The sequence below is a fragment of the Bradyrhizobium sp. JR4.3 genome (assembly GCF_040547695.1).
Taxonomy (GTDB): Bacteria; Pseudomonadota; Alphaproteobacteria; order Rhizobiales; family Xanthobacteraceae; genus Bradyrhizobium; species Bradyrhizobium canariense.
In genome coordinates, this window is sequence record NZ_JBEPQF010000034.1 from 1 (window position 1) to 24776 (window position 24776).

A 24776-nucleotide genomic window follows, 5' to 3' on the forward strand; every position below is an offset into this window, starting at 1 on the left:
CTTTCCACGGCATCTACACCTCCCGCAGAACAAAAGCGGAAAGTGTAACCCATGTGTCCGGTACGAACTGTCACCTATGTCTCGGGTCGCTCAGGGACTGCGGTGCGGATGGCCTTCGCCACAAACCCGAACCGCTCCGCGATACCACGAGTATTCCCATTCGCGAACGACCAAAATCCGTAAAAGTCGCCACAAAAACATCAAATGAAACATAGCCGCCGTCCGTTCAAAATTGAAGTGGACCCCATCCGCGGGGCCCGGGGGACCAATCTGTTAGTTGGATTCTTGGCCGCTCCGATCTCCTGATATCACGCTGCGAACAGCGCCGTCTGCTGTTGTTGCGGCTGTGGGCATGTGGGCGACGCGGCAGCGTTGTCCAAGCGCAGCGTCATGTCCACAGCCAGACCCGGCGGCCATGCCTTCGTGCCACACCGTCATCGGCGTGGCCAGGGCTTGGTGGGGGCGCACGGTGTTGTAAAACGCGAGCCATGAAGCGACCCCGGCATGAGCCTCGCGGCCGTCGGCGTAGCCTTTGAGGTAGATATCCTCATGCTTGAGCGAGCGCCATAGTCGCTCGATGAACACATTGTCCATCCAACGGCCACGACCGTCCATCGAGATGCGAATGCCGGCTGCCGCCAGCATGCCGGTGAAGGCCGCGCTGGTGAACTGGCTACCCTGGTCGGTGTTGAAGATCTCCGGGATGCCGAAGCGAACGAGCGCCTCCTCGAGCGCGTCGCGGCAGAACGAGACGTCCATGGTGTTCGACAGCCGCCACGCCAGCACCGCCCGGCTCGCCCAGTCTATGATCGCCACGAGATAGAGGAAGCCGCGGCCGATCGGGATATACGTGATGTCCGCACACCAGACCTGGTTCGGCCGCTCGATCGCAAGACCGCGCAGCAGAGAGGGAAAATCTTGTGCTCCGGCGCCGGCTTCGTGGTGCGCGGCTTCGGCCCGAGCGCCGCAATCCCGATAGTGCGCATCAGCCGCTGCACCCGTTTGCGGTTGATCCGCATGGACCTCGGCCCGCAGCATCGCCGTCATCCGCCGGAAGCCAAAAACGGCCAGGTGTGAACAGCTCGTCGATCCGCCGGAACAGCGCCGGATCGTCATCATCATTCAAGGCAGGTCGCAGCCGATAGATGCCGGAGCGGGCGAGTCCGAGCAGCTGGCACTGCCGGCGAACCGACAGTTCACTATGGCCGCGGTCAACGAGCGCGCGGCGGTCCGGGGTGCTCATCTTCCGGACCTCTTCGCTAAAAAATCCCGCTCCACAATCAACTGGCCGATCTTGGCGTGCAGCTTCTCGATCTCGCGCCCGTAGCCGGCTCCGGCATCGCCGCTGCCGCTTCAAAGGCCCGCGTAGCCTGCTCCAGCAGCTGCTTCTTCCAGGCATAAATCTGGTTCGGATGAACCTGGTAACGCTGCGCCAGATCAGCCACCGTCGCATGCTCGCGCAACGCCTCCAGCGCGATCTTCGCCTTCAGCGCCGCGTCAATCTTCCGTCTCGTCCTCTGCGTCATTCTCCGCTCCGTCTGTTGCGACGGAACGGCCCAAAATCCACTTAGTCAACCGGTCCGATTTTCGGGGTCCACTTCAAAATGTCGCAGACGCCTTCGGCGAGACTGTATCGTCGAACACTGCGGCTCTGGGAGCGCCCAAGCTTGCGTGGACCATTTCCCAAATCGAAAAACCATCGAACGTACCAAGCTGGGCGGTAAATCCGGCACATGGAACCAGGCGGGGCTTGCCGTAGCGCGGTGAATACGGGAGCGACTTGCCAAGGCTAACGCGAAATATTTTTCGGGTTAATTTATTTAATTGTTGTTATCATGTATTAAATGGCTTAGTTTTTATTTTGATATCGGGGTCCGACCCTGCCCTGCAGTGGCCAATCGTAACGGCAAAAGAGGTGTGCGTGACCATCCAGGATAGACTGGTTTCGGCCTGCTGGGGCCCTGGCTTCGATCATCTCGAGCTGGGTTCATCGCAGAATAGGTCAGCTTCTTCCGTCGGGTGCGAGCAGGCGATCGGCCTCAGCCATCGGCCGCCGAATGAGCAGATCGGTAAGTCCATTTAAGGCAGGGAGTGGTTGGTGAGCCGCGGCATTTACGGGGTTTCATCGCAATCGGCGTATCATCGTAGCGCCGACATGGTGATCGCCGCGTCGAATCCGCAATCGAGCCGTGCGAACACGCTCGTCGTCTGGTTGGTTCTGATCGGCCTCATTATCCCTGCAGCCGAAGTTCAGGTTTATATCGCCGGCGCCAAATTCACGGTCGCACGGTTGGCCATCATCCCGCTCGTTCTTCCTGCGCTTTTCATGTTGTTTGGGCGAACTCGTCGGTTCGTGTTGTCCGATCTTTTCGTGTGGGCTACGGCAATGTGGATTGTGGCCGCAGCTGTTTATGTAAATGGCTCGGAAGCGCTGTCTTCGGCGGGCGCGCAAGCCATCGAGATTATTGGCGGCTATATGGTGGCGCGCGCATATTTTTTTGGTCCCAACGGCCTGCAAGGCTTCTTGAGCGTGCTGAAAGTATTCACGTTAGCCGCGATTGTGCTCGCGATGGCAGACTTCGCCTCTGGACGACTGGTCACCCACGGTCTCTTCAGCTCGCTCCTGGGCGTTCCAGCGATCGTAAACCAGGCCAGGATGGGGACTATACGAGCCGCCTCCACATTCGATCATGCGATATTGTTTGGCGCATTCTGCGCGGTGGTCGCGGCGATGCTGCTCTACTCCGAGACCAACGTAGTCAGGCGCATCTTGTGGGTTGGGTTCTGTTTCTTCGGCGTTATGCTGTCGCTGTCGTCATCCAGCCTGATGGGATTCGCGATCATGTTAGGCACGTACTCGTACGGTGCATTGACGAAGCAATTTCCGTGGCGATGGTGGGTGTGCTGGATCGTCTTGGCGATATTCGTGCTGGCGGTGATGGGTGTCATCAATAATCCGCTGGGCTGGATTCTTTCGCACCTGACGTTGGAGCCTGAATCGGGATATTTTCGCCTTCTTGAGTGGAACTCGGCATTCTTCCAGATATCTCAATCACCATGGACCGGATATGCGTTTTTCGACTTCGGTACAGTCGAATTACATTCTATCGATTGTGTCTGGCTCGCGTTGTCCTTGAGGTACGGACTCCCGGTGATTGTATTTCTATTCCTGGCAAATGTAACTTCGGTGTTGCCGGTCAAAAATTCCAGGAATCGGACCGGAGATCCGTACATGACCAAGATGAGCACTGCATTCTCTCTCATCCTGGTGATGTTCATGTTTATCGGGCTTACCGTTCATTATTGGAACTACATGTGGATTTTTTGGGGGGTATGCATCGGCATACGCGCTTCGCTTCGAGAATATTCGATGGGCGCCGCCGCTCAACCAGTTAGGTATTCTCGATCAATGCCGAATGAAAGTGCGAATGGCCGATACCGCTCACCCGCACAAGCTTAACTGGAGAGCATGATGATTGCTGAGAAACTGGATAAGATGAATGTCGTCACCAGCGTTCGAGAAGGTGACTCGCCCGATGTTGCGTTGCGCGAAGTGCGCGAGTTTATCGCCGACAAGTGTCGCGGAAAGTCCGTCCGGATTTACGAGGCCGGCGGCGGATCGCTATCGGTATTGCCGTTATCATCGATGAACAAGCCTACTATTTCTGTCGTTGACATCGACGAAGTCCAGCTTCGCCACAATAGCTACGCCAACAATAAGATTCTCGGCGATATACAGACCTATGTGTTCCCTCCCAACAGTTTCGATCTCGTGGTCTGCTACAACGTCATTGAACATTTGCCGGCAGTCGATCAGGCGATCAAACAGTTTCATCACGCCCTTGCGCCGGGAGGTCTTGTTTTTATTGGTGCTCCAAATCCCCGATCATTCTTTGGTCTTGTGACAAAGTATTCGCCGCACTGGTTTCACGTCTGGTTCTATCGCGCCATCTTGCGACACAAGAACGCGGGCAAGCCGGGTCACCTGCCGTTCAAGACCTTTTATCACCCCATCGTCTCACCAAAAGCGCTGTTGAAGTTTTGTGAACAGGCCGGCTTCAAACCGATCTATTTCAATTTGTATATTGGAAGCAATTATGCGACCCTGCGGCAGACGAGGCCTTTCATCGGCTCGCTGGTGACGGCGGCAGTGGGCCTGATGAACGCGCTGACGTTTAACCGGTTTAAGCTTGCACATGGCGACTACCACGTGGTGTTGCAGAAAACGGCCTAAGCGCGAGCGCCGCAGTACGCAAATAGAGCGGGGCGCGCGCTAGACTAGGTCTCGCCCAGTTTGCCGGTGGCCGGCCTTGTGTCTGCGTTGATCCTCGGAGAGTAGCCCCGGATCCATTCTCGGCGCTCGGACCAGAGCGTGGCCCAGCCATCGGCCTTTGGCTGATTTGACCTCGGTCCGACTTTGGCGAGTAGGGCACGTAAGCCCACGCCTGCGATAAGTTCCAGGAGAACGAGATGTTGACGCCAACCGGAGAAATGGTCGCGCATAAGCGTCGCCTTGCCCTTGAAAAGCAATAGCAGCTTGTCGGCCCGGGTCGCGGAAGCCTTGCCGACGTCGTGCACGATGCAGGATTCGGGGCAAATGATAGGCCGAAACCCGGCCCGGCGAGCGCGAAAGGCGAGATCGGCATCCTCGCCATACATGAAGTAACGCTCGTCGAAGCCATTTAGCTCTTGCCAGACATTGTGGGGTGCCAGTAGTAGACAGCCGGTGACGATGCCGACCTCTCGAACGGTATCGCGACGCCAGTCGGCCATGGACTCGGGATCGAACCACGGTGAGTGACGAAAGGCCGTGGTTAGGCCGAGAGCGAAGCAGGTCATGCTCCAGACCGTAGGGAGCGCCCAGCAGGAGGACAGTTCGAGCGTACCGTCGCGCTTCACGGCACGCCCACCGTATAGCCCGTGCCCTGGACGCAGGCGGGCGAATTGCACCAAGCGCTCGATTGCACGGTCGAGCACGACCGTATCGGGGTTCAGTAAGAGTAAGAATTCAGCGCTCGCCCGAGTCGCAGCAAGGTTTACTCCCCGTGCGAAGCCGAGATTTTCTTTAGCTTCGATCAATTCGACTTCGGGGAAACGCGAGCGGATCAAATCTACCGAACGGTCGACTGAACCATTATCGACCACGATCACTTGCTGCTTGAGCGAGCCTCGCTGGTCGTACAAGGTTTGCAGGCATTCACCGAGCAAATGCTCGGTATTATAGGACACAATGAGGACGGCGACGTCGGCGGGCGCGGTGGTCAAGTGAGCGATCCTGCGGGTTTCGGACGTGGTTTGATCGGACGGGCAGGTACACCTCCGCAGATCATGTTTGCCGGGAGGTCGCGTGTCACCACTGATCCGGCACCGACGATGCAGCCTTCCCCTAATGTAACGCCCGCAGTAACAACTGCGTTGGCACCGATCCATACACCGTTGCCGATCACGACATCACGCTCGTTTTTGGGCTGGAAAGCCGGCGGGGTGCCTTCTTCCAAACCGTAATCCGACGCGGTGACAACGGCTCCGGGTCCGATCATGACGTCATCGCCAAGTGTTATGCGACCGGTCGCATTGCCCGCCCAGAGGCAAACCCGCTCGCCGACGTGGCACCGGTTTCCAAGGCTAATTCGCTCTCCGTTCGCGATCGACACATTGGGCCCGAAGACCTGGCCGGTCCCCATGGTCATCTTTCGCTTCTCCCGAACATGCGAGTAATTATAGTAATGGAGGATGCGCAACGAATGCAGCCACGTCATCGGGTCCAGCATCGATCTGGCCCCGTTGGCCATCTTGAAAAAAATGCCCGGCATTGGCTGCTCCTCTGCTACCGGCAGCTTGGGCACGGGAGCGGTGCGGCTGGTTTCGTCACGCTCCCACGCACGATCGCCCCGCAATTCCTTACAAGCGGCAGCGAAGGTTGCTGCCTTCGCTACGGCGGCAAAGACCATCAGATCCCATAGGCTCGCTCGTCGTTGCCGCAGCAGTTCGAAAAGGGACATGCGGCGTGCGCGACCGGGCAACTGGCCGAACCGTTTATCGAGTTCGCGCTGTCCGATCAGCGTGCGGGTACGTCGCTTGATGAGCCCTGCGAACGTGCGCGGCGGTCGCACGAGGAACTGGTGCGAATTCGCAGTTACGCGTTCGGGAGTCTCGAACAGGTCGTGCACGTATTGGTCGTCATTGGTGATATCGGGAAACGCACCAAGGCGAGCATGGCCGGCTGCGGATAACACGTATATGCCGGAGCCAACGAGATTGTCGGTGAACCAGGGCAGTTCACACCATATGCGGTAGAAGGATCGAACAATGGCTGGACATCCCTGGAAATCCATCACGGCCCGCGGCGCTCCAACCAAGGCGCCGGTGCGCTCCAACTCGGCCGCCACGGCCCGGATGGCGGCAGCGCCTATCGTGATATCTGCGTCCAAATATGCGCGGGGAAGGGCAGTTGCGGCGGCGTCGCCGGCATTGAGGGCAGCGTGCTTCGAGGCTTCGACAATCTCAACGACGCGAACCGGATCGCCGTAGCTGCGCGCGATTTCAATGGTACGATCGGTGCAGCCATTGGCGGCGACGATAACTTCCAGTTCAGCGGGGTCGGCATCCGCCAATAAAGCGTCGAGGCAACGCCTTAGCACGTTTTCCTCGTTATGGGCCGGGATGATGACACTGAACGCAGACGCCGACTTCGGCAGCTTGTCGGCAGTGTGGTCGGTCATACTTTCGTCGCGAGCGGATGGCCGTTCCTGTGTTGAAGATAGGTCGCCAGGACTCACACTAGGCCCCCGTTTGGTCACTTCGAATGATTTCACCACAAATAACCTGCGAGATCCCTGTTCACGCAACTCGATTGGCTGCTCTAAAATTGGTCGAAAAATGCAATACAGTCAATTGCTTAGGTTGTGATAGAAGAGAGTAGTTTAGTTATTCAATTCGACATTGTCAAAACATCGAAGGTTTAACATTGCCCTTGTTCAAGCTTACTTGGATATCGTTGTTGTTACCATACAGTGTGCCGCCACTTCCGAAACACAATTTAATTGGTAGGTGGGTTGGTAACCTTATCGGCAGGATGACTGCCGGCGCAGCGAGATCGACAGAACATGACGATAGTCTCACCCTTGAGTGCCGGCGAACCCGCCCCTTGGTTTTCCGCGAAGACCGGAACCAACGATTCCGAAGCGGCCACCTTTGACGAACTTGCCGGCCGCTACATTGTGCTGTTCTTCTTTGGCTCTGCCGCTCGGCCTGGCATCGCTGGAGGGCTGGACTCGCTTGGTCGTCGCAACGATCTGTTCGACGCAAAGCGCGCATTGTTGGTCGGTATCAGCAACGATCCCAGCGACTTCAGTCAAGGACGGTTGCAGCAGCATGGTTCGGGGCAGCTTTTCCTCCTTGACCCGAGCGGAGTTGTCGCGCGGCAATATGTTTCGGCAGACTCAGTCACGGGGCCGGTCCATATGGCAATAAGGCCAGTCGCCTTCCTGTTGAGTCCCGCCCTGCAGATCATCGAAATCATCCCTATGGCTGAGCCGACAGCTTTTGCCGGACGGATCACGTCACGGCTGGAGGGCCTTTTGGCCGGCCCGGCCGGTTTGCAGAGCGCCCCGGTGCTGGTGGTGCCCCAAATATTCGACCGCGCGTTCTGCAACAAACTGATCGAGCTCTATGAGGCGGCGGGCGGGCGCGAGATCGGCTCGATAGAGAATGCCGGTACGGTCGTCGAGCAATTTGACCCCAAATTCAGAAAACGGCTTGATTGGCATATCTCCGACGAACCGGCGCTGCTCCGGACAAGGCAGTTGCTTGGCCGTCGGTTGTTGCCGATGGTCTATCGTGCGTTTCAATTCCGGACCACCCGTATCGAGCGATACCTCGTAGGGTGTTATGATGCGCAAACGGGCGGATATTTTCGGCCGCACCGCGACAACACGGCGCCTATCGTGGCTCACCGCCGTTTTGCCGTAACGATAAACCTGAACGATGGTTACGATGGCGGTTATCTTTCCTTCCCCGAATTTGGACATCAGACCTATCGTGCTTCGCCGGGTGACGCGATCGTATTCTCGTGCTCGCTGTTGCATGAGGTAACGCCGGTGAAGCGCAATCGTCGTTATGCGTTCTTGTCCTTTTTTTACGACGAGCAGTCTCAACAGATGCGTGACGAGTTCAGGAAGCAGTGGGTCGAGTCTCAGAAATCCGCCGCCGGTTAGCGGGCGCCACCTTTCTTGGTGGAAGGGCGTATCGTCAACTGAAGTGATGAGGGCGTCGCCAGCGATCGAGCGGTTAGCCCCGCACCAGCACGCGCCTCAAATGGTCCTCGGTAAGGTACCAGGTGAATGTCCGCGGTCTTGGAGCAATTCCGCGAGTAAAGTACCCCTGCCGGTAGTCGTAGGGTCGATAGTGCCAACCACCGAGAAGCGTATCAACTTCGGGCGTTGCAAAGGCTAACATAAGCGCGGGCCGATATTGCTCGATAGTCGCCCGAGAGCCTTTCAGGATATCGAACTCGGCTCCCTGCGCATGCACTTTGACGAGGCAAGGGGTCAAGGCGAGTGAATCCAGGGTTCGGCACTCAACTGGGTGTTCCTTGACCGAAAGCTTCGCTTCATTGAAGATCAGCATGCGGCCAGGATCGCGAAGCCATTCCGTGGCGTCCTTGTAATTGGTGGCGGACATTCCGTCGCAGTCCCATTGCCCGTACTTCGGGACAAAGAAGGTCAATACACCAGACGCGGCGCCTAGGGCGTATCTATATGTGGTGACCCTTGAGTCGTGACCGTATCGTGCTTCAAGGTGGGTAGCGCATTGAGGCTCGGGTTCGAAAGCAACTATCCGTGACGCTGGAGCGAGCCGCTTGAATGCTTCGATGCTCTGGCCGCGGTTGGCCCCGATATCCACGATTAGACCATTACCGAGCGAGAGTCCGGGAATGCCTCCAAATTCGGGCTTCGCGAAGTAGGGGGCAGTGAAGTCCTTTGCAGCGAACCTGACCGCGGCCAGGCCGGGAATGCTGGCATAGAGGAAGCGTGCGAGCGCCTTTGCATTCATCATTTCGGTCCGGCGGCAATATTTAATTGATGATAATGTCGGGGGCGCTCAAACAAAAGGGGAGATTATGATTTGCCAATACGTTTCGGGCTTGTAGCTAGCGGTAATGTAGGCGAATATTAGCGAGAGCAAGCGGCGGCCGATGACCATTAGTCGGCGGGACGGATCTAAGGGTCTCTGCCGCGTCATCTTGGTGACGAGGTTATTAATTATCGCCTGCGAGGCGGCGGCGGAAAACGATTATCATGCGAAGCATTTCCTTGTTCCGGGCACCGGAGGCGGCGGTGGTGGGTACGAAGAGTATCGCGGAAGTCACGCTTCGGCTCCTGACGCATCACGCCCGGGAAGCTTCCTTGCGACGCTTGGGGGGCGTGCTGGCAGGGGTTAAGGGTGAAACGGGCCAGTCGACCTGGCACCGGAGGCCGTTATGAGGCGCCCGAGTTACCTATTGCGCTTGCATCAATTGGCGTTTTGCCTGTGTAGCCCATTTCTCCTGATTTCTGGAGTTGCAAGTGCGCCGGTCTCCGCCGACCCAGTAGCGAATGACAAGGGCGCGGCTGTCCCAGCTGCTGGTTCGTCTGAAAAGGAAAGTTGGCCGGATGCAACAAATACCGGTGTGCCGGCGGGTGTAACGTTGCGGCCTTCGGGCAAGCTAGTTGTGAGCGAGGCAGGCGCAGTGATCTCTGGTCTCAACATTCAGGGCACTGTAACCATCGAAGCACCGAATGTGACGCTGGAGAACTGCAAGGTCACGTCCGACAGCTACTGGATTGTCAATACTAACGGACAGACGGGGGCGGTCGTCCAGAATTGCGAAATCAACGGTCTCGGCGGCACATCCGGCAACGTCGGAATCAATGGCCAGGGCAGGTTTGTCGGCAACAACATCTATAATGTTGAAAATGGCATCAACGTAGCGGGCAGCAATTCCGGAAGTACGGTCATTCAGAACAACTATATCCACGACATGAAGGCGGCCGGATCGCCCCATTATGATGGCATCCAGATCGACGGCGGCGTGTCCAACGTAACCATCGAGCACAACACGGTCATCAATGAAAATGGATCGGTCTCCGCTATCATGATCGACAACTATTGGGGGCCGATCTCCAATATCAGTGTCGACAACAACCTGCTCGTGGGCGGCGGCTTCACGGTCTACAATTCGGCGCAATTCGACGGCGGTCCGGTGACGGGCGTTTCCTTCACAAATAACCGATTGGGCAAAGGCAGTTATGGATATAGAGCATTTACGAAGACCAATACTGTGTGGCGGGGAAACGTCGATCATATCACAGGCCGAGACCTCGGATCGAAATAGGGGCGTGCGGAGAGCGTGCACAAAAGCTTTGCTCGATCAGCAGGCACCTGCGTTGCATCGATAGCGGAAATATCGTTGGGCATGCTTGGTCCAGAGCATTCCTCCTGATCAGTGCGCCAGTCCCTCATGCGCTGGTGTCAGCTCTGCGCCGGAACCAAAACGAGCCCGGTTCTCGCCATGGTTCTTTCATCAGAATTGGACAGGCATCGTGCAACTTTTCTAGATGATTGTGAGCAAGCCAATTGAGAGCGCTTATCACTTCAAAGCATGAATTGAAGCTCAGGAAAGCCTCCAGGAGATATTGCTCGTTCCACATCCAACGGTCACGCAGCAACCATTCGGAGGGATAGTCGCAGGGCGTGAAGATATCATGGACATGAACGATCACATTGGGCCGTAGCAAGCCAAGCAGATGCAGGTATTCATACAAGACGTCGCCTTGCGGTCGAATAATATGAGATGAGTCGATAAACAGAATGTCATTTTCTGCCAGATCTTCAAAATGGCTGGTCGGGCAACATTCAACTCTTTTGCGCACGACATTCACCCCGATGGATTCAAGCCACGGCTGTTCGAAGGGCTCGATGCAGATATGTTCGCACCTATAGTCCCGGTCCTCTTTCCCGTTTTTTTCGATAGCGAGCCGAGCCATTAGAGTCGAATTTCCACTACCGACCTCAACGATACGGCGCGGCTTGAAGTGGCGTATCATGTTGTAAAGGAATTCGGCATCCCCTGGCTCAAATGAGCGGTTATGGTACGCAAACTTGGTTTGACCCGTCTGTTTAATGGGAATGGCGAGTAGTTCATCGCGGTATCTAAATTGGTTTATCAGGTCGAACTGACCCTGTTCGTTCAAATTTAGCCCGGTGATTTGTCGCGGCAAGCGAAGATCGCGTTTTAGATCCCCAGGAAAAACGATCGGTTCATAGTAGTGATGCCGGACGACGGCGACCTGGAACTTGTCGAGAATAGATCGGGATAGGGGAGCGCGCTGACGAAGGCGAGCCAAACCCGACGCAAGCGGCGCTAGGATCAACACGGCCGGAGCCAAAATAATATCGATGAATTTGAATAATGTTTCGCGCAAATGCTTCATTGATCAATATTTCCTGCGACCGGTGTAACCCGTGGGACATGCAGCCTAAGAGAGTTTAGTATTATGCGGCGCGGATCGCGAACTGACAACTACCTGCTTGGCCCGAGCGTGGTCGTCAACTTGCGTGCACAGACCCCCTCCGCTGTGATGACTACAAAAATGTCTGTTTGATTCGGTTTTCGATGCTGCGGTCGATAATAATAAGCTGATTGGCGGCGACTACACGGTATCTTCCGACAGGCAGTTCAGGGATGCGACGATTAGGTTGCTTCGTTAATAACGGATTGGCAAGGGGCTAGCGGCCTCCGTCCTTTGAGGAAGGACACCGGGCTAGCGCGGTAATGTTAATAATGATGTCACGGGCAAGCCACTCTGCCGAAATTGCCGCTCGGCCACTGAAGGCTCGCGCCCGTCCGACGGAGCTTCTGCCGGGTCAGGGTGCATAATCAAATAATCAGATAGGTTGCAACATGTCGCATCAGTCGATTTGGCGGCGCGCTCGCGGTTGGGCAACGCCCTGCTGAAATTGCATATTATCGTCATTTGAGTAAGCATACGCCATGGACCGCGTAATTGACTCGAGCGCGCGTAGCGGCGAAGAGCTATGGATCAGGCAGCCTGGGCGGCTACGGGTGTTCCTGCGGTATCCGGGCCCAGGGCAGGATCTCGTGCAGACGGGTCTGACGCCGATTGCTTAAACATCAGATATCTCGACGGTTTTTCAAGAGTGTCCAACGCAGCCCGGTTGAAACAAAGTAACCGGTATGAGCTTCCACGTCCGCGATGATCAGCGGTCGCGTGCGTATCGTCGGCATCCAGTACTGGCGCAGCGCCTCGGCGGCCGCTGGGATTTCGAGGTAGGCGTTACGGAGAAAATCCTCGGTTTCGCGACCGCTTTGTGGCGGTCCAAGCAGTGGACGGTCCTGATCGTCGCGACAGTGCCGCAGGATGGGCAGCAGCAGGCCGTGATTGACGTTGTTGGCGTCGAGCAACGGCGCCCCTGACATCCTAAGCCGCCCTGGAGGCGGTCAAACGCACGATGCCTCGGCGCTGGTTTTTCTGATTTAATTACTGACTTTGGCGAAGGCTGCTGGAAAATGACCTTAGCCAAGCCGCGGTGTCGTCTCAAAAAAGCCTGCCGCCATCGACCATTTTCAAACCTACTACAGTGCAGTTTTGGTGCTGCCGATGTCGCTCGGGGACAAATTTAAGTTTGAGCGCGAGTCGAAGTGCCAGTTTCTGCTGAACCCATAAGGAGAAATGCTTTTGGCTACAACGACTCCAAACGGTGGATGGCCCGATGCGACGAACACGGGTTTACCCCCAGGCGTGACGCTTACGGCGTCGGGAAACCTCGTGATTACACAAGCCGGAACGGTGATTTCTGGTCTCAACATTCAGGGCACTGTAACTATCGAAGCACCGAATGTGACGCTGGAGAACTGCAAAATCACGTCCGACAGCTGGTTTATTGTCAATACCAATGACCAAGCGGGCGCGGTCGTCAAGAATTGCGAAATCAACGGTCTCGGCGGCACATCCGGCAACGTCGGAATCAATGGCGAGGGCACGTTTGTCGGCAACAACATCTATAATGTTGAAAACGGCATCAACGTAGCGGGCAGCAATTCCGGAAGTACGGTCATTCAGAACAACTATATCCACGACATGAAGGCGGCCGGATCGCCCCATTATGATGGCATCCAGATCGACGGCGGCGTGTCCAACGTAACCATCGAGCACAACACGGTCATCAATGAAAATGGATCGGTCTCCGCTATCATGATCGACAACTATTGGGGGCCGATCTCCAATATCAGTGTCGACAACAATCTGCTCGTGGGCGGCGGCTTCACGGTTTACAACGCCGACATATTCAGCGGAGGCTCAGTTACCGGGGTTTCGTTCACCAATAACCACATGGCGTCGGGTCAATACGGCTATACCTCCTTTTATACGACCAACCCGACCTACACCGGCAACGTCAATGACGGATCGACTTTGTTGGGGACGCTCAATACGTCGGCGAATGCCGGTACGTCGACGGGCTCGACTGGCTCAACTGGTTCGACTGCCCCAGCCGCACCCGTCATTTCCTCGTTCTCGGCCGACAGCGGCGTCGCCGGTGACGGCATCACGAACGACAATACCCTCGACCTCAAGGGCACCGCTGCTGCCGGCAGCACGGTCAAGATCTACGACGGCTCGACCCAGATCGGTTCGACGACTGCGACATCAACCGGGAGCTGGGATTACATCACCCAAGTTCTGACTGATGCGAAGCACACGCTGACGGCGACCGCGACCAACTCATCGGGCAAGACCAGCGCCACATCGGCCGCGCTGGCGGTGACCGTCGATACCAAGGTGGCGGCCCCGACGATCTCCAGCGATACCGTCAACAATGCCAATCAGGTGGTGGCGTCCGGGAATGCCGAGGCGAACAGCACGATCAAGGTGTATGACGGAACCATGCAGGTCGGTACCGCAACGACCAGCACAAGCGGGGCGTGGACAGTAACAACCGCTGCTCTGGCGGCCGGCGCACACGCTCTCACGGCGACGGCAACTGACGTCGCGGGCAACGTAAGCGCCGTGTCAGCGGCTTTTGATCCTATCATCGGATCTTCCGGCTCGTCCGGGTCGGGTACGTCCGGATCGGGCTCGTCGTCGCCAACGCCGACTCCTGGTAAGCTAATCGAGTCGGCTGGTGCGACAAGTCTCGTTGAGAGCGGCGGTAAATATTACCTCAACGGCAGCACGGGATCAGGCCCCTCGCTGAAGAATCACGGTATTGATTTTGTCGACGGGACAGATGGCACCTGGGCGCCGATTGGTGCGGAGAAGACGGCGACAGGCTATGAGGTGGTCTGGAAGGAGGCGAGCACCGGTCAGTACACGGCCTGGAACACCGACAACAACGGCAACTACGTTTCCCATGTCAGCGCCCTGACCGGCTCCACGTCGGGCGGCTCCGTGTCGGGTACGAACTCCGGCCTTAAATTGCTTGAGACCAGCTTTCACCAGGATCTCAACGGTGACGGGCAGATCGGTACTTCCAGTGCTTCCACACCGACGTCGCCAACGCCAACTCCTGATAAAGTAATCGAGGCGGCTGGTGCGACCAGTCTCGTTGAGAGTGGTGGCAAATTCTACCTCAACGGCAGCAGCGGATCGGGCTCCTCGCTGAAGAATCACGGGGTGGATTTTGTGGACGGGGCAGATGGCACCTGGGCACCGATTGGCGCGGAGAAGACGGCGACGGGTTATCTGGTTGCCTGGAAGGAGGCGAGTACCGGTCAGTACACGGCCTGGAACACCGACAGCAACGGCAACTACGTTTCCCACGTCAGCAGCCTGACCGGCTCCACGTCGGGCGGCTCCGTGTCGGGTACGGACTCCGGCCTTAAATCGCTCGAGACGAGCTTTCACCAGGATCTCAACGGTGACGGGCAGATCGGTGCTTCCAGCGTAGCTACGTCGTCCACGAGCACCAGTCAGGTCGTTCCTACTTCGAGTTCGACAGGCAGCAACATCCAGACGAGCACTTCAGGCAATGACGTCTTGGTTGGCACCAGCAAGGCCGATACTTTCTCGTTTGCTGCGAATTTCGGCAACGATGTCATCAAGAGCTTCACTGCCAGCGGTCCTGCGCACGACACGATCGAGTTCAGCAAAAGTGTGTTCGACAGTTTTGCGAGCGTTCTCTCCCACGCAGCCCAATCAGGCTCCGACGTCGTGATCGCGACGGGGAGCGACACGCTCACGCTGAAGAACACCAAGCTGGATGCGTTGAACAGCCACGACTTCCACTTCGCGTAAGGAGCGGGCCAACCACACAGACTAGTACTCAACAACTGCCTCGGGGATCTCTTGGGGGATCTCCCGAGGCATGTTTTAAGGGCGGGTGCCATGACTGACTTTGGACGGCGGGGGGTGATCCCCCCGTCTGCGAATCTTTATCGAATCCCACTTATGCATTTGGCGGGACTATGGTCGGCCGGACGACAGTGGGCGAATGACGCCGAACTGCGGACGCCGCAACTGATCGGCTGGGCAAGGCGCCCGGTCGAAGCCCTGCGGCAGCGGATATTCACTGGTCGACCCCGGTCGGCGGAGGACTATCACGAGCCGCAGTCGGAGATGTCGGCTTTCCTGCGGTCGTGCCGCCGGATTTTCTGGGCTCTCGCGGCCTTCAGCGGCATGAGCAATCTCCTTATGCTCACCGGCTCGTTTTTCATGCTGCAAGTCTATGATCGGGTGCTGCCCGGGCGCAGCATACCGACGCTGATCGCCTTGATGGTTTTGGCCACGGTTCTTTACCTGTTCCAGGGTGGGCTCGACCTCGTCAGGAGCAGGATCAGCGCCAGGGTCGGCCGGTATTTCGATGAAAGGCTCAGCGTTCGCATATTCGACGCGCTCGTTCGCCTGCCTTTGAAGACCAGAGCGGATGGCGATGGCTTGCAGCCGGTGCGGGATCTCGATCAGGTCCGCAGCTTCCTGTCGAGCGGAGGGCCGACGGCACTCTTCGATCTGCCCTGGATGCCGATCTATCTCGGCGTCTGCTTCCTCTTTCACTTCTGGATTGGCGTGACTGCGCTGGCCGGCGCGCTGGTCCTGGTCGGCATTACTATGCTTACGGAAACACGCACGCGAGGGCCGGCAAAGGCGTCCTCGCGTCTCGCCGTCTCGCGAACTGCACTGGCGCTGGAGGGGCGGCGAAATGCCGAGGTCCTGCAGGCCATGGGCATGCGGCAACAGGCGGGCTTACGTTGGCGCGATGTCAACGCGAAGTATCTCGCGGCCCATGAGCAGGCCAGCGATGTCGCAAACGGACTCGGTGGCGCCTCCAAGATTTTCCGGGCGATCCTGCAATCGCTGGTTCTCGCCGTCGGCGCCGTCCTCGTCATCAATCAGGAATCGACGGCCGGTATCATCATTGCCGGATCGATCCTCACGGCGCGGGCACTGGCGCCTGTCGAAATGGCCATCGCGAACTGGAAAGGATTCGTCACCGCGCGGCACTCCGGGCAACGGCTCGATCGCTTGCTGAAGCTTCTGCCCAGCGAGGAGGAGCGGTTGGCATTGCCTCCGCCTGTCGCAAACCTCACGGTCGAAAACCTGTATATCGGCGCCCCAAACTCGGAGAGGCCCACCGTCAGTGAAGTGTCGTTCCATTTGCGGAGCGGGCAGGCGGTTGGAATCATTGGTCCGAGCGGATCCGGCAAATCGACATTGGCACGTGCGCTGGTGGGGGTGTGGCCTTGCGTTCGAGGCAGGGTCCGGCTCGACAACGCCGCGCTCGATCACTGGCCTTCGGACGCTCTGGGCAAGCACATCGGCTATCTGCCCCAGGACGTCGAGTTGTTCGACGGCAGCATTGCGATGAACATTGCACGGTTCGACCCGGAGGCAACGGCCGCCGCAGTTCTGGAAGCATCGCATGCCGCGGGCGCACACGACCTCATCCTCTCCCTTCCGGACGGCTACAGCACGAAGATCGGCGAGGGAGGGCTGGCGCTGTCGGCGGGTCAGCGGCAGCGTATCGGGCTCGCGCGCGCCTTTTACGGCAAGCCCTTCCTGGTCGTACTTGATGAGCCGTCGTCCAATCTCGACGCCGAGGGCGAGGAGGCCTTGACCGAAGCGATCCTGAACGTGCGCCGTCGGGGCGGAATTGTCGCCGTGGTTGCGCATCGTCCGAAGGCGTTGGAAAGTGTGGATCATGTCTTGTGCCTCGGGGAAGGCAGGGTGCAGTCCTTCGGTAAAAGAGAGGAGGTCCTCAAGAGAGTGTTGCGAAATCCCACACCGCTCAAAGTCGTCGCGGAAGCTCAAGGAGGCGGTCGATGAGCGGCCTGGTGACACCGGCGATGCATTCGATCCAGCGTTACATGATCGTCGGTATGATCTTGTTCGGTTTGGTAACCTTTGGGATCGGCGGTTGGGCGACAACGACCCAATTGTCGGGCGCGGTGATCGCCCAAGGCGTCGTTGTGGTGGATTCGAGCGTCAAGAAGGTTCAGCACTCCACCGGCGGGATCGTGGGAGAGTTGCGCGTCCGGGAGGGGGCCCGGGTCAATGCAGGAGATGTTTTGATCCGCCTCGATGAGACTCAGACGCTCGCGAATGCGACCATCGTCACGAACAGCCTCGATGAGTTGTTCGCGCGGCAGGCTCGTCTGGAGGCCGAGCGCGATGGCGCCGAGCAGACTGTCTTTCCCAAGGTGCTGCTCGACCGGGCCAAGGAGAGCAACTCCGAGGCGAGCCGTGCGATCACTGCGGAGCGAAAGCTGTTCGAGCTGCGTCGTCAGGCGCGAAGCGGCCAAAAGGCGCAGTTGCAGGAGAAAAGCGCGCAGCTGGAAAACGAGATCAAAGGCCTTACAGGGCAGACCGAGGCCAAGCAGAAGGAAGTCGAATTTATCCGGCAAGAGCTGGAGGGCGTGCGCAGTCTCTGGCAAAAGAATCTGGTGCCGATCACGCGGCTCAATTCCCTCGAGCGCGATTCCGCCCGCCTCGAAGGCGAGCGCAGCCAGCTGGCAGGAATGATTGCTCAGTCGAAGGGCAAGATCGCCGAAATCGGACTCCAGATCATTCAGATCGACCAGGACCTGCGGACGGAAGTGGGCAAGGATCTGATCGAAACGCGATCGAAGCTATCCGAGCTGAGCGAGCGCAAGACTGCGGCGGTGGATCAATTGAATCGGATCGATATCAGGGCACCGCAAACCGGCCGCGTCCACGAGCTGAGCGTCCACACGGTTGGAGGTGTAATCTCTCCCGGTGAGCAGATCATGCTGATCGTGCCCGATGCTGACTCGCTTGCGGTTGAGGTCAAGATCGCACCACGCGATATCGACCAGGTCTATATGGGGCAGACAGCGACAATGCGATTCGCGGCATTCAACCAGAAGACCACGCCCGAAATCGACGGAGAGGTCAGCATGGTCTCGGCAGACATCACCCAGGATCAGCGTGCCGGCACGAGTTACTACACGGGTCGCGTCCTGCTGAAACCGGAAGAGCTGGCGAAACTCGGGTCGGCCAAGCTGTTGCCCGGCATGCCGGTCGAGGTCTTCATCAAGACGGCAGGTCGGACCGCGCTATCCTACCTGCTCAAGCCGCTGCGGGATCAGGCGGGGCGCGCGTTCAAGGAACGCTGATTCTTCGCGGGAAGATGGTAGCGCTCGACTGCGCGAATTCGGGGCTGGCGCCCAATCCGTGGGCGCCAGCGTTGCGATTAGCCTCTGAAGGCACGGCTGGGCCGGATGCATCCGCCGCGGGCGTGGCTCGCCGACGAGTGCGCGTCACAAGCCAGGACAGAGCCCGCGGTCTGGTTTGAAGGCTCGGCCGCGCCGTTCTGGTGATTTCGGGTCGTCGCAAGAGATTTGGTGGGGCGAGCGCGGTGAGATCGACCCACCTCCTGATCAACCGCAATAGATCGCGCGGCTTTCGACGGGTCGACCGGAGCGGATGCCTGTTGTCTGTGGACGAGACTACGGATCGCTCGAACGACCGTCCGCTCAGTACGTCCATGCGCTTGGCGTACAGGGTCATCGCGGCGACGAAGACAAGTATTGAAGCTTCAGCCCCCAGGATGACGAGTAGCTCACCTGGCATATGAAACTGTCCTGCTCGAGGAAGCGCCGTTTGACGATCTGGCCTCGGTGAATAATTAAATCAACAATTAAAATCATGGTGCGACGTTAAATTGTTACTGGTGCTGGGGGCGCGAAGCACGTTCCGTGCGGCGCTTGACGGGCCTCTCCACGGCGACACCCGCGCCGACCGTTCTTCCCGTCCTCCCGCGGCAGCGCCCTTGGCGCGACGACGGCTCCTTGCAGGCGAGTTCCGCATCTATTTAATTGTTTATTTTATTGTTGCGGACCGAATTAAATATAAATAGGATTAAATATTAATAGGAGAGACGATCGTTCCCGCGGCCGCGGCGGCGGCGCTGGGCGGTGAATCCGGGGCCCTCAATTTGGCGTTCGCAGGGGAATCGGCAGATGCAACGAACCTCTGGGCCAGTCGTCGCAGCAGCCATAGCTGTGATCATAGGAGGCGTTCAGTGGGCGCGTGCGGCATTGTTGACCATGCCGACGGCCCCGCAAGCGGCTCTTGCGCACATCGAGCTGGGACGCCCGACGCTTCCGCCGCTCACTTACACGGTGTTTTGCCTGCGTTATGAGGCCGAATGTCGCCTGCGGCGCTTCTTCCGCGGCGGACCGGTCCGGCTGACGGAGAAGCGATGGACGGACCTGCGGGAGATCAATCGCGTGGTCAACCTGGCGATCGCGCCAGTTCGCAACGAGCTCGGTCTTGCCGGCGAGGCGTGGATCATCAACCCCGCTCAGGGCGATTGCAGCGGCTACGCGGTAAGCAAGCGCCACGAGCTGCTTCGGCGCGGGTGGCCGGCGCGAGTCCTGTTACTGAGCGAAGTCGTCGTCGGTTCCGGAGAGCATCACTTGGTGCTTCTCGTGCGTACCAGGAACGGCGATGTCGTCCTCGATAATCTCACGCCGCAGATCATGCCATGGTCGCGGACGCCCTATCGCTGGGTTCGCGTGCAGAGCCCGGGTCGCGATGGGCTGTGGGCGGCGGTTGGGCGGGAAGGGACATGAGCGCCGGTGCCCTGAGCCTCCCGCCGCCGCAAGGCGCGAGCTACGCCTCGGCGCACTTAAGCTGCTCGATAGCTGCTCGATCGAAGCGAGCCGGTCTGCGAGCACATGATCTAGCCGAGGGGATCCAGAGAGGAACAGGCCAAGTCACAGGGGGAGGGCGCCAACATACACCGCTAACGGCTCGAACCTGGTCGGTGACGACGTCTAGCGAGATGGCCAATTGGCGCGGCAAAAAGGGTGAAGCAAGGGACATTCAATGGCTTTCTTTCGCTCGGTCGAGCTGAGAAATCAGGAGCCTCACAATACTGAGGCCGCTCCGTTCTCAAAAAAGAGTCGTGCTTCACCGGTTGAGTTCGTTCACCGCGTCGAGGCTAAAGTAGAACCGGGTAGGCGCGAACGGCCGTCGTCGCGGTATGCGGTTTTGTGGTACGCCACTTGTGTTGCGTTGCTTTTCCTGTCGCCAGCCTTCAATTTCGGCGTCCCTCCGTGGCAGGTCCCCGCTGCCAAATTGCTTCCCCCGGGTTGCCTTGTGGCGGCTTTCGTCCTAAGCGCCGGCTGCGCGCTTTCCATGCGGCCCCCGCGAGAGTCATACGTGAGGCGGACAGTGGTGTCCACCATGGCGATTTTTGGCGCGGTCTTCCTTGGATTTGTGCTCGCCAAAACCACCTATTCCCGCGCCATCACGTTTGGCGTTTTCACGTCCGCGTTGGTCTTTGTCCCGGCCCCGTACCTCGTAGGCGCGTCGGGGCTGCGTCAGGCCCTGGCACTTGTCGGCCTGATAGCTTCAGCGCTGGCGGGTTTGGCGGTGGTGCGCTTTACGCCCGAGGTGCCGGCTAGCACGTCGGGCGTGATAAAGACTGAGTTCTACAACCTCGATGTCCACACTTACTCGAGAGCTTTCCCAAAATCTGCGGTAGCCGGCGGCTCGCTGGCACGGATCGAGGATCGTTATCTTCTGTTGAGTGGAGATGGTCATCTCCACCTCTTCTCTCGGGAAGCAGGTGACAGCCTGACCATCAAGACGCTTCCGTATCGCGTGCCGATTAACGGCGATGCATTTTCTGCGGCTGCCGGGCGCCCCTGGAGCGCAGGAGTCGGTTGGGGGCCGGAAGAGGCGCAGAGGAGGCAGGCCGGACACGAGATTCTTAATCCGGAGTGGTTCCGGACGTATGGCTTACTGGTTCAGGAGGTCGGGGCGAGCACGCGCATCTTTGTTTCGCACGCTTTCTGGCATGTCGCTGAGGAATGTTGGACGGAGCGGATCTCCGTCCTGGAGTCGAACCGCGCGGCAATTCTTCGCGGCGAAGTGGGGCTCGAGTGGAGAGCCCTCTACGAAACGACACCGTGTCTACCGGTGCGCGGCGAATACCGTCGCCGCGGCATTCCGTTCGTCGGTTATTTTGGGGGAGGGCGGATGGCTCTCCTCAATGCAGATACGTTGCTGTTGACCGTTGGTGACTTCGGTTTTGACGGGCTCGCCTCGGTTCACGCCTATGCGCAGGATTCGTCTGCCTCTTATGGTCAAACGGTGGCGATCAATATTGCTGATGGGCGAGCCAGGACTTTCACCATCGGTCACAGGAATCCCCAAGGCCTCTACATCGATCCGTCTGGGACAGTATGGTTGACCGAGCATGGCCCCCAAGGCGGCGATGAGCTGAATCGACTGCTCCCGGGCGCAAATTACGGTTGGCCATACGCGACCTATGGAACGGACTATGGTGCATTCGCGTGGCCGCTGAATAAGCCTGAACCGGAGCAGAAGGGCTATGAAGCTCCTGTGTTCGCTTGGGTCCCGTCGATTGGGGTTTCCAATTTGCTCGTCGTGGAGCGCGGATTACTTCCGGAATGGCGAGGTGATCTGTTGATCGCTTCCCTCAAGGCTGCGGCGTTGTTTCGTGCGCGCGTGCGGGACGGCCAGGTCAAATACCTCGAGCCCATAGCGATAGGAAGCCGCATTCGCGACCTCGTCGAGGGGCATGATGGCACCCTGATGTTATGGACGGACGATCAAGAGATGATTTCGCTTCGCCCGAAAGAGGGTGTTACCGGTGAGACACTTTTTGCGGAGAAGTGTGGTGGCTGTCACCAGTCGAGCTTGACCAACGGCAATCGGATCGGCCCAGATTTGCTCGGTATCATCGGTCGTCAAGTCGCGTCCGTCGGGAGCTATCCAGATTATTCCCCGAGTTTGCGTCGGCTGGGGGGTATATGGACGGAAGAGCGCCTGGAGGAGTTCCTCAGAGCCCCAAGCAATTTCTGTCCCGGGACTATGATGGATTTTGCAGGTGATGCCAGCGCGACAGAGCGCCGGGCTATACTCAGTTATCTGCGTACGCTTTGACAAAGGTTTCGTGGCGCGAACCGGGCTTTGAAATTTTGCCATGCGTTTGCCGCGTATGGTATTCGGCCTGGTCTTCAAACTCAGGTGCGATCCCGATCATGTCAATGCGGCGCAGCGCGGCTTCAACGGCCTTTTGCCGATAGACCTCGAGAAGTTTGTGGCGCAACACGCGGCAGCGCTGGATCTCCCAAGAGAGTTCGGCCACATCGATCGCGAGCAGCCATTCGATGGCCGATCTTGGCGCGAGGTCGGCGAAGACCGCCTGCCGCAGCGCCTGGTAGTGGTCGAGATTCTCGCCTGGCAGCAGCAGGGGCGGTGCCAACACCTCGAACTCGATCGGCAGCGCGGTCGCGGTCGGCTGCTGCGCCGTTTGGAATGGCCCGTTCATCGCGGTGAGGCCTCCGATCCAAGGTTTGCGGGCAAGGCCGCGCGCATCAAGTTGGCCGTATCGTGGACGGGGCTCGCCGCCCACAAGTCCTGCGCCACCAGCAAGGGCGCGATCTGCAGGTTGGACCACCACGCGCGCTCGTTACCTTGCCGGTGCAGTTCCTGGTGATGCGCGCGGCACAACGGGATCGTGAACTCGTCGCTGACCTTGCGCCCGAGCGCGCGGGGCTGGGCAAACTTCAGATGGTGGGCATCGCACGGGGTTTGCTGGCAGACCAGGCAGGGCTGCCGGCAGACGAATAGCAGGTGCGCCTTGCTGCGCTTGCGCGGCGGCTCCTTGGGATAGGCCAGTCCAGTGTCCTGCACCGCCGGTTGCAGCGGAGCTTCGGCAGCCGCTCCCGCGAGCGGCTCTGCCGACAGGCTTGGCTCGGGATCTAAGGGCGCGTGTTCGCCCCTGCTGCCCGCGAGCCGGCCGACCTCCTCCCGGCGGGTCTGGTAGGCGGCCTCGACGATCCGGGCGTCTGCCGCCGGCAGGGTGTTCTTGAGCGGCAGGCTGGCCTTGGTCCAGGCAAGCAGGCCCTCACCCTCGTGCAGGGCGGCGAGCTGGCGCAACAGCCGCTCCCGGAGCTCCGCGGACTCTGGCGGCCCCAGCACCGGTGCGCGGTTGAGAACGTCCTTGGCGAGCTTGGCTTTCGCGCCAGAGGCTGCGTGCGGCGCCGCGGCCGGCGGGCCGGCGACCACATCGGGGGCGTCGAGATCATCCTCGCCGGTAATCCCGACCAGCGCGAACAGGGCATAGCGCCTTGCGTAGGTCAGCGCCGCGCCCATGCGGTGCGGCGCCTCGACGTCCTTGAGTGCGCAGACCGGCCAGTCCGAGGAGATCCATTCGCCGGAGGCATGCGCGAGCAGGGTGGTGAGGTGAATGATGCCGGTGGCCGGCTCGACCCGGGTGGTCTGGATGGTGGCGATCTCCTGCGCGCTGAGGGTCTTGCGCACGATGTCGAGGCCCGAAGCCAGCGAGGCGTAGCGAAACGTCCGATCGTCATCACGCAGAAAGGGGCGAGCGGATCTGAGCCGTTAGGGTTTTCTCCGGGTTGGTCAGTTCGGCCTGGGCGCGGGCCAGCGCCGCTGCGATCGCCCCGATATGCTCACTGGCCTGGTGCATGGACGGCCTCCATCTCCACCGGATCAAAGCTGATGGCGCCGGATTTGGCGCGCTTGGCGCGAAGGCCGTGGCCGATCGCCTCTTTGGCGTCCTCGGGCAGCAGCTTCTTCAGCTCGGCCTTGGCCAATTCGTGCTCGCCATGGGCGGCGCGGGTGCGCAGATAAGGTCGCCGCGCAGTCGGCCCAGAGATTGGACGCGGTCATGTCGACGACCTTGACGGCGGCCAGCCGCGGCCGCGGCGTCTCGATCCCGAACAGGAGCGGCGGCTCGCCCCTCTGCACGCAGCGCCAGAACTTCTTTTCGGCCGTGAGCAGCAGGTGCTGGTAGAGCGGATCGGCATGCACCGTGAGCTCGACCCATTTGCCGCCGCCGGTGATGATCGACAGCACCGCCGAACGGGCGGCGATCACCCACATGTTGTGCTGCAGCTGCGCCATGTGTTTGTCGGCCGCGGCCTCCTCGGTGAAGGCCCAGGGCAGCATGAACTTGGCCTCGAACACCGCGCCGGTTTCTGCGACGATGCCATCGAGGGTGACCGCCATCCAGCTGTGGACGGGATGCCGTACCCGTTTCTGAATTTCCGTAATTGTCATACCCGACGCGCGCTGGTACCAGCTTCGGTTGAGGTCTTCGGTGACGGTGCCGAGCTGCACGATCAGGTTGTTCGAAAGATCTTGCGGCGCGATCTCGCCGCGCTTTTCCCGCCACAGACGCGTGAGGTCGTCCTGATCATTGCCCATGATGATGCGGGCATCCGAGCCGCCGATAAAAGCGCGCCGGTCGTTGGG

The 24776-nt window shown here is 59.1% G+C and carries 17 protein-coding genes and 2 pseudogenes; 9 read left to right on the forward strand and 10 right to left on the reverse strand.

Translation table 11 applies throughout. The features are described 5' to 3' along the window. Positions 1-273: 273 nt before the first annotated feature. Positions 274-1122, reverse strand: a complete 849-nt coding sequence (locus ABIB91_RS34035) for an IS3 family transposase (RefSeq protein WP_354171062.1) — start codon at positions 1120-1122, stop codon at positions 274-276. 158 nt (positions 1123-1280) lie between these two features. Beyond that, entirely contained in the window at positions 1281-1526 is a 246-nt protein-coding gene (locus ABIB91_RS34040; RefSeq protein WP_354171064.1) for a transposase, read from the reverse strand. A gap of 572 nt (positions 1527-2098) precedes the next feature. On the opposite strand from ABIB91_RS34040, the gene ABIB91_RS34045 reads away from it, so the two are divergent. Beyond that, a complete protein-coding gene (locus ABIB91_RS34045; protein ID WP_354171066.1) occupies positions 2099-3460 on the forward strand; it encodes a hypothetical protein in 1362 nt (453 codons plus the stop codon). Between the two features lie 12 nt (positions 3461-3472). Continuing rightward, complete coding sequence (locus tag ABIB91_RS34050; protein WP_354171068.1) at positions 3473-4234, forward strand: class I SAM-dependent methyltransferase; 762 nt, start codon at positions 3473-3475, stop codon at positions 4232-4234. A 44-nt stretch (positions 4235-4278) separates the two neighbouring features. On the opposite strand, the gene ABIB91_RS34055 is transcribed toward ABIB91_RS34050, so the two are convergent. Both ABIB91_RS34055 and ABIB91_RS34060 read right to left on the reverse strand, forming a co-directional pair. Continuing rightward, entirely contained in the window at positions 4279-5265 is a 987-nt protein-coding gene (locus tag ABIB91_RS34055) for a glycosyltransferase family 2 protein (protein ID WP_354171070.1), read from the reverse strand. Continuing rightward, positions 5262-6722, reverse strand: a complete 1461-nt coding sequence (locus ABIB91_RS34060) for a glycosyltransferase (protein WP_354171072.1) — start codon at positions 6720-6722, stop codon at positions 5262-5264. Before ABIB91_RS34060 ends, ABIB91_RS34055 begins: the two co-directional genes overlap by 4 nt. Before the next feature lie 384 nt (positions 6723-7106). Between ABIB91_RS34060 and ABIB91_RS34065 the strand changes: the two genes are divergently transcribed. Further along, the gene (locus ABIB91_RS34065) at positions 7107-8216 is read left to right on the forward strand and encodes a 2OG-Fe(II) oxygenase (RefSeq protein WP_354171074.1); all 1110 of its coding nucleotides are present in this window, start codon (positions 7107-7109) and stop codon (positions 8214-8216) included. Between the two features lie 73 nt (positions 8217-8289). On the opposite strand, the gene ABIB91_RS34070 is transcribed toward ABIB91_RS34065, so the two are convergent. Then, complete coding sequence (locus tag ABIB91_RS34070; protein WP_354171076.1) at positions 8290-9057, reverse strand: FkbM family methyltransferase; 768 nt, start codon at positions 9055-9057, stop codon at positions 8290-8292. Positions 9058-9502: 445 nt separating this feature from the next. Between ABIB91_RS34070 and ABIB91_RS34075 the strand changes: the two genes are divergently transcribed. Continuing rightward, entirely contained in the window at positions 9503-10375 is an 873-nt protein-coding gene (locus ABIB91_RS34075; RefSeq protein WP_354171078.1) for a right-handed parallel beta-helix repeat-containing protein, read from the forward strand. Between the two features lie 124 nt (positions 10376-10499). On the opposite strand, the gene ABIB91_RS34080 is transcribed toward ABIB91_RS34075, so the two are convergent. Both ABIB91_RS34080 and ABIB91_RS34085 read right to left on the reverse strand, forming a co-directional pair. After that, positions 10500-11474, reverse strand: a complete 975-nt coding sequence (locus ABIB91_RS34080; protein WP_354171080.1) for a class I SAM-dependent methyltransferase — start codon at positions 11472-11474, stop codon at positions 10500-10502. 701 nt (positions 11475-12175) lie between these two features. Further along, positions 12176-12466 (reverse strand): hypothetical protein, encoded by a 291-nt coding sequence (locus ABIB91_RS34085; RefSeq protein ID WP_354171082.1) that lies wholly within the window; start codon positions 12464-12466, stop codon positions 12176-12178. Between the two features lie 364 nt (positions 12467-12830). Here ABIB91_RS34085 and ABIB91_RS34090 point away from each other — a divergent pair, with 364 nt between their 5' ends. The 5 genes from ABIB91_RS34090 to ABIB91_RS34110 all read left to right on the forward strand — a co-directional run bounded on the left by ABIB91_RS34090 (position 12831) and on the right by ABIB91_RS34110 (position 22436). Further along, positions 12831-15296, forward strand: coding sequence for an Ig-like domain-containing protein (locus tag ABIB91_RS34090; RefSeq protein WP_502917053.1), 2466 nt, complete (start codon positions 12831-12833; stop codon positions 15294-15296). 90 nt (positions 15297-15386) lie between these two features. After that, entirely contained in the window at positions 15387-17321 is a 1935-nt protein-coding gene (locus ABIB91_RS34095) for a type I secretion system permease/ATPase (protein WP_354202499.1), read from the forward strand. After that, entirely contained in the window at positions 17318-18631 is a 1314-nt protein-coding gene (locus ABIB91_RS34100) for an HlyD family type I secretion periplasmic adaptor subunit (RefSeq protein WP_354171086.1), read from the forward strand. Before ABIB91_RS34095 ends, ABIB91_RS34100 begins: the two co-directional genes overlap by 4 nt. An 846-nt stretch (positions 18632-19477) precedes the next feature. Beyond that, a complete protein-coding gene (locus ABIB91_RS34105; RefSeq protein ID WP_247475343.1) occupies positions 19478-20092 on the forward strand; it encodes a transglutaminase-like cysteine peptidase in 615 nt (204 codons plus the stop codon). A gap of 616 nt (positions 20093-20708) precedes the next feature. Beyond that, positions 20709-22436 carry a PQQ-dependent sugar dehydrogenase gene (locus ABIB91_RS34110; RefSeq protein ID WP_354171088.1) on the forward strand — a complete coding sequence of 576 codons (1728 nt, stop codon included), beginning with the start codon at positions 20709-20711 and terminating at the stop codon, positions 22434-22436. Here the strand turns inward: ABIB91_RS34110 and ABIB91_RS34115 are convergent. From ABIB91_RS34115 to ABIB91_RS34125, 3 genes and pseudogenes are all read right to left on the reverse strand, one after another. Next, positions 22414-22824, reverse strand: a complete 411-nt coding sequence (locus ABIB91_RS34115) for a hypothetical protein (protein ID WP_354171090.1) — start codon at positions 22822-22824, stop codon at positions 22414-22416. The two genes, ABIB91_RS34110 and ABIB91_RS34115, sit on opposite strands and share 23 nt — an antisense overlap. Continuing rightward, a pseudogene (locus ABIB91_RS34120) lies at positions 22821-23988 on the reverse strand (ERF family protein). Before ABIB91_RS34120 ends, ABIB91_RS34115 begins: the two are co-directional and overlap by 4 nt. Next, a pseudogene (locus ABIB91_RS34125) lies at positions 23972-24728 on the reverse strand (YqaJ viral recombinase family protein). Before ABIB91_RS34125 ends, ABIB91_RS34120 begins: the two co-directional pseudogenes overlap by 17 nt. Positions 24729-24776: the final 48 nt, after the last annotated feature.

Excerpts from the sequence above, each read along its gene's own strand:
- ABIB91_RS34080 (WP_354171080.1), bottom strand. The coding sequence starts at position 11,474 with ATGAAGCATTTGCGCGAAACATTATTCAAATTCATCGATATTATTTTG.
- ABIB91_RS34115 (WP_354171090.1), bottom strand. The coding sequence starts at position 22,824 with ATGAACGGGCCATTCCAAACGGCGCAGCAGCCGACCGCGACCGCGCTG.
- ABIB91_RS34105 (WP_247475343.1), top strand. The coding sequence starts at position 19,478 with ATGCAACGAACCTCTGGGCCAGTCGTCGCAGCAGCCATAGCTGTGATC.
- ABIB91_RS34095 (WP_354202499.1), top strand. The coding sequence starts at position 15,387 with ATGACTGACTTTGGACGGCGGGGGGTGATCCCCCCGTCTGCGAATCTT.
- ABIB91_RS34065 (WP_354171074.1), top strand. The coding sequence starts at position 7,107 with ATGACGATAGTCTCACCCTTGAGTGCCGGCGAACCCGCCCCTTGGTTT.
- ABIB91_RS34100 (WP_354171086.1), top strand. The coding sequence starts at position 17,318 with ATGAGCGGCCTGGTGACACCGGCGATGCATTCGATCCAGCGTTACATG.
- ABIB91_RS34110 (WP_354171088.1), top strand. The coding sequence starts at position 20,709 with ATGGCGATTTTTGGCGCGGTCTTCCTTGGATTTGTGCTCGCCAAAACC.
- ABIB91_RS34040 (WP_354171064.1), bottom strand. The coding sequence starts at position 1,526 with ATGACGCAGAGGACGAGACGGAAGATTGACGCGGCGCTGAAGGCGAAG.
- ABIB91_RS34050 (WP_354171068.1), top strand. The coding sequence starts at position 3,473 with ATGATTGCTGAGAAACTGGATAAGATGAATGTCGTCACCAGCGTTCGA.
- ABIB91_RS34035 (WP_354171062.1), bottom strand. The coding sequence starts at position 1,122 with ATGATGATGACGATCCGGCGCTGTTCCGGCGGATCGACGAGCTGTTCA.
- ABIB91_RS34060 (WP_354171072.1), bottom strand. The coding sequence starts at position 6,722 with ATGACCGACCACACTGCCGACAAGCTGCCGAAGTCGGCGTCTGCGTTC.
- ABIB91_RS34070 (WP_354171076.1), bottom strand. The coding sequence starts at position 9,057 with ATGATGAATGCAAAGGCGCTCGCACGCTTCCTCTATGCCAGCATTCCC.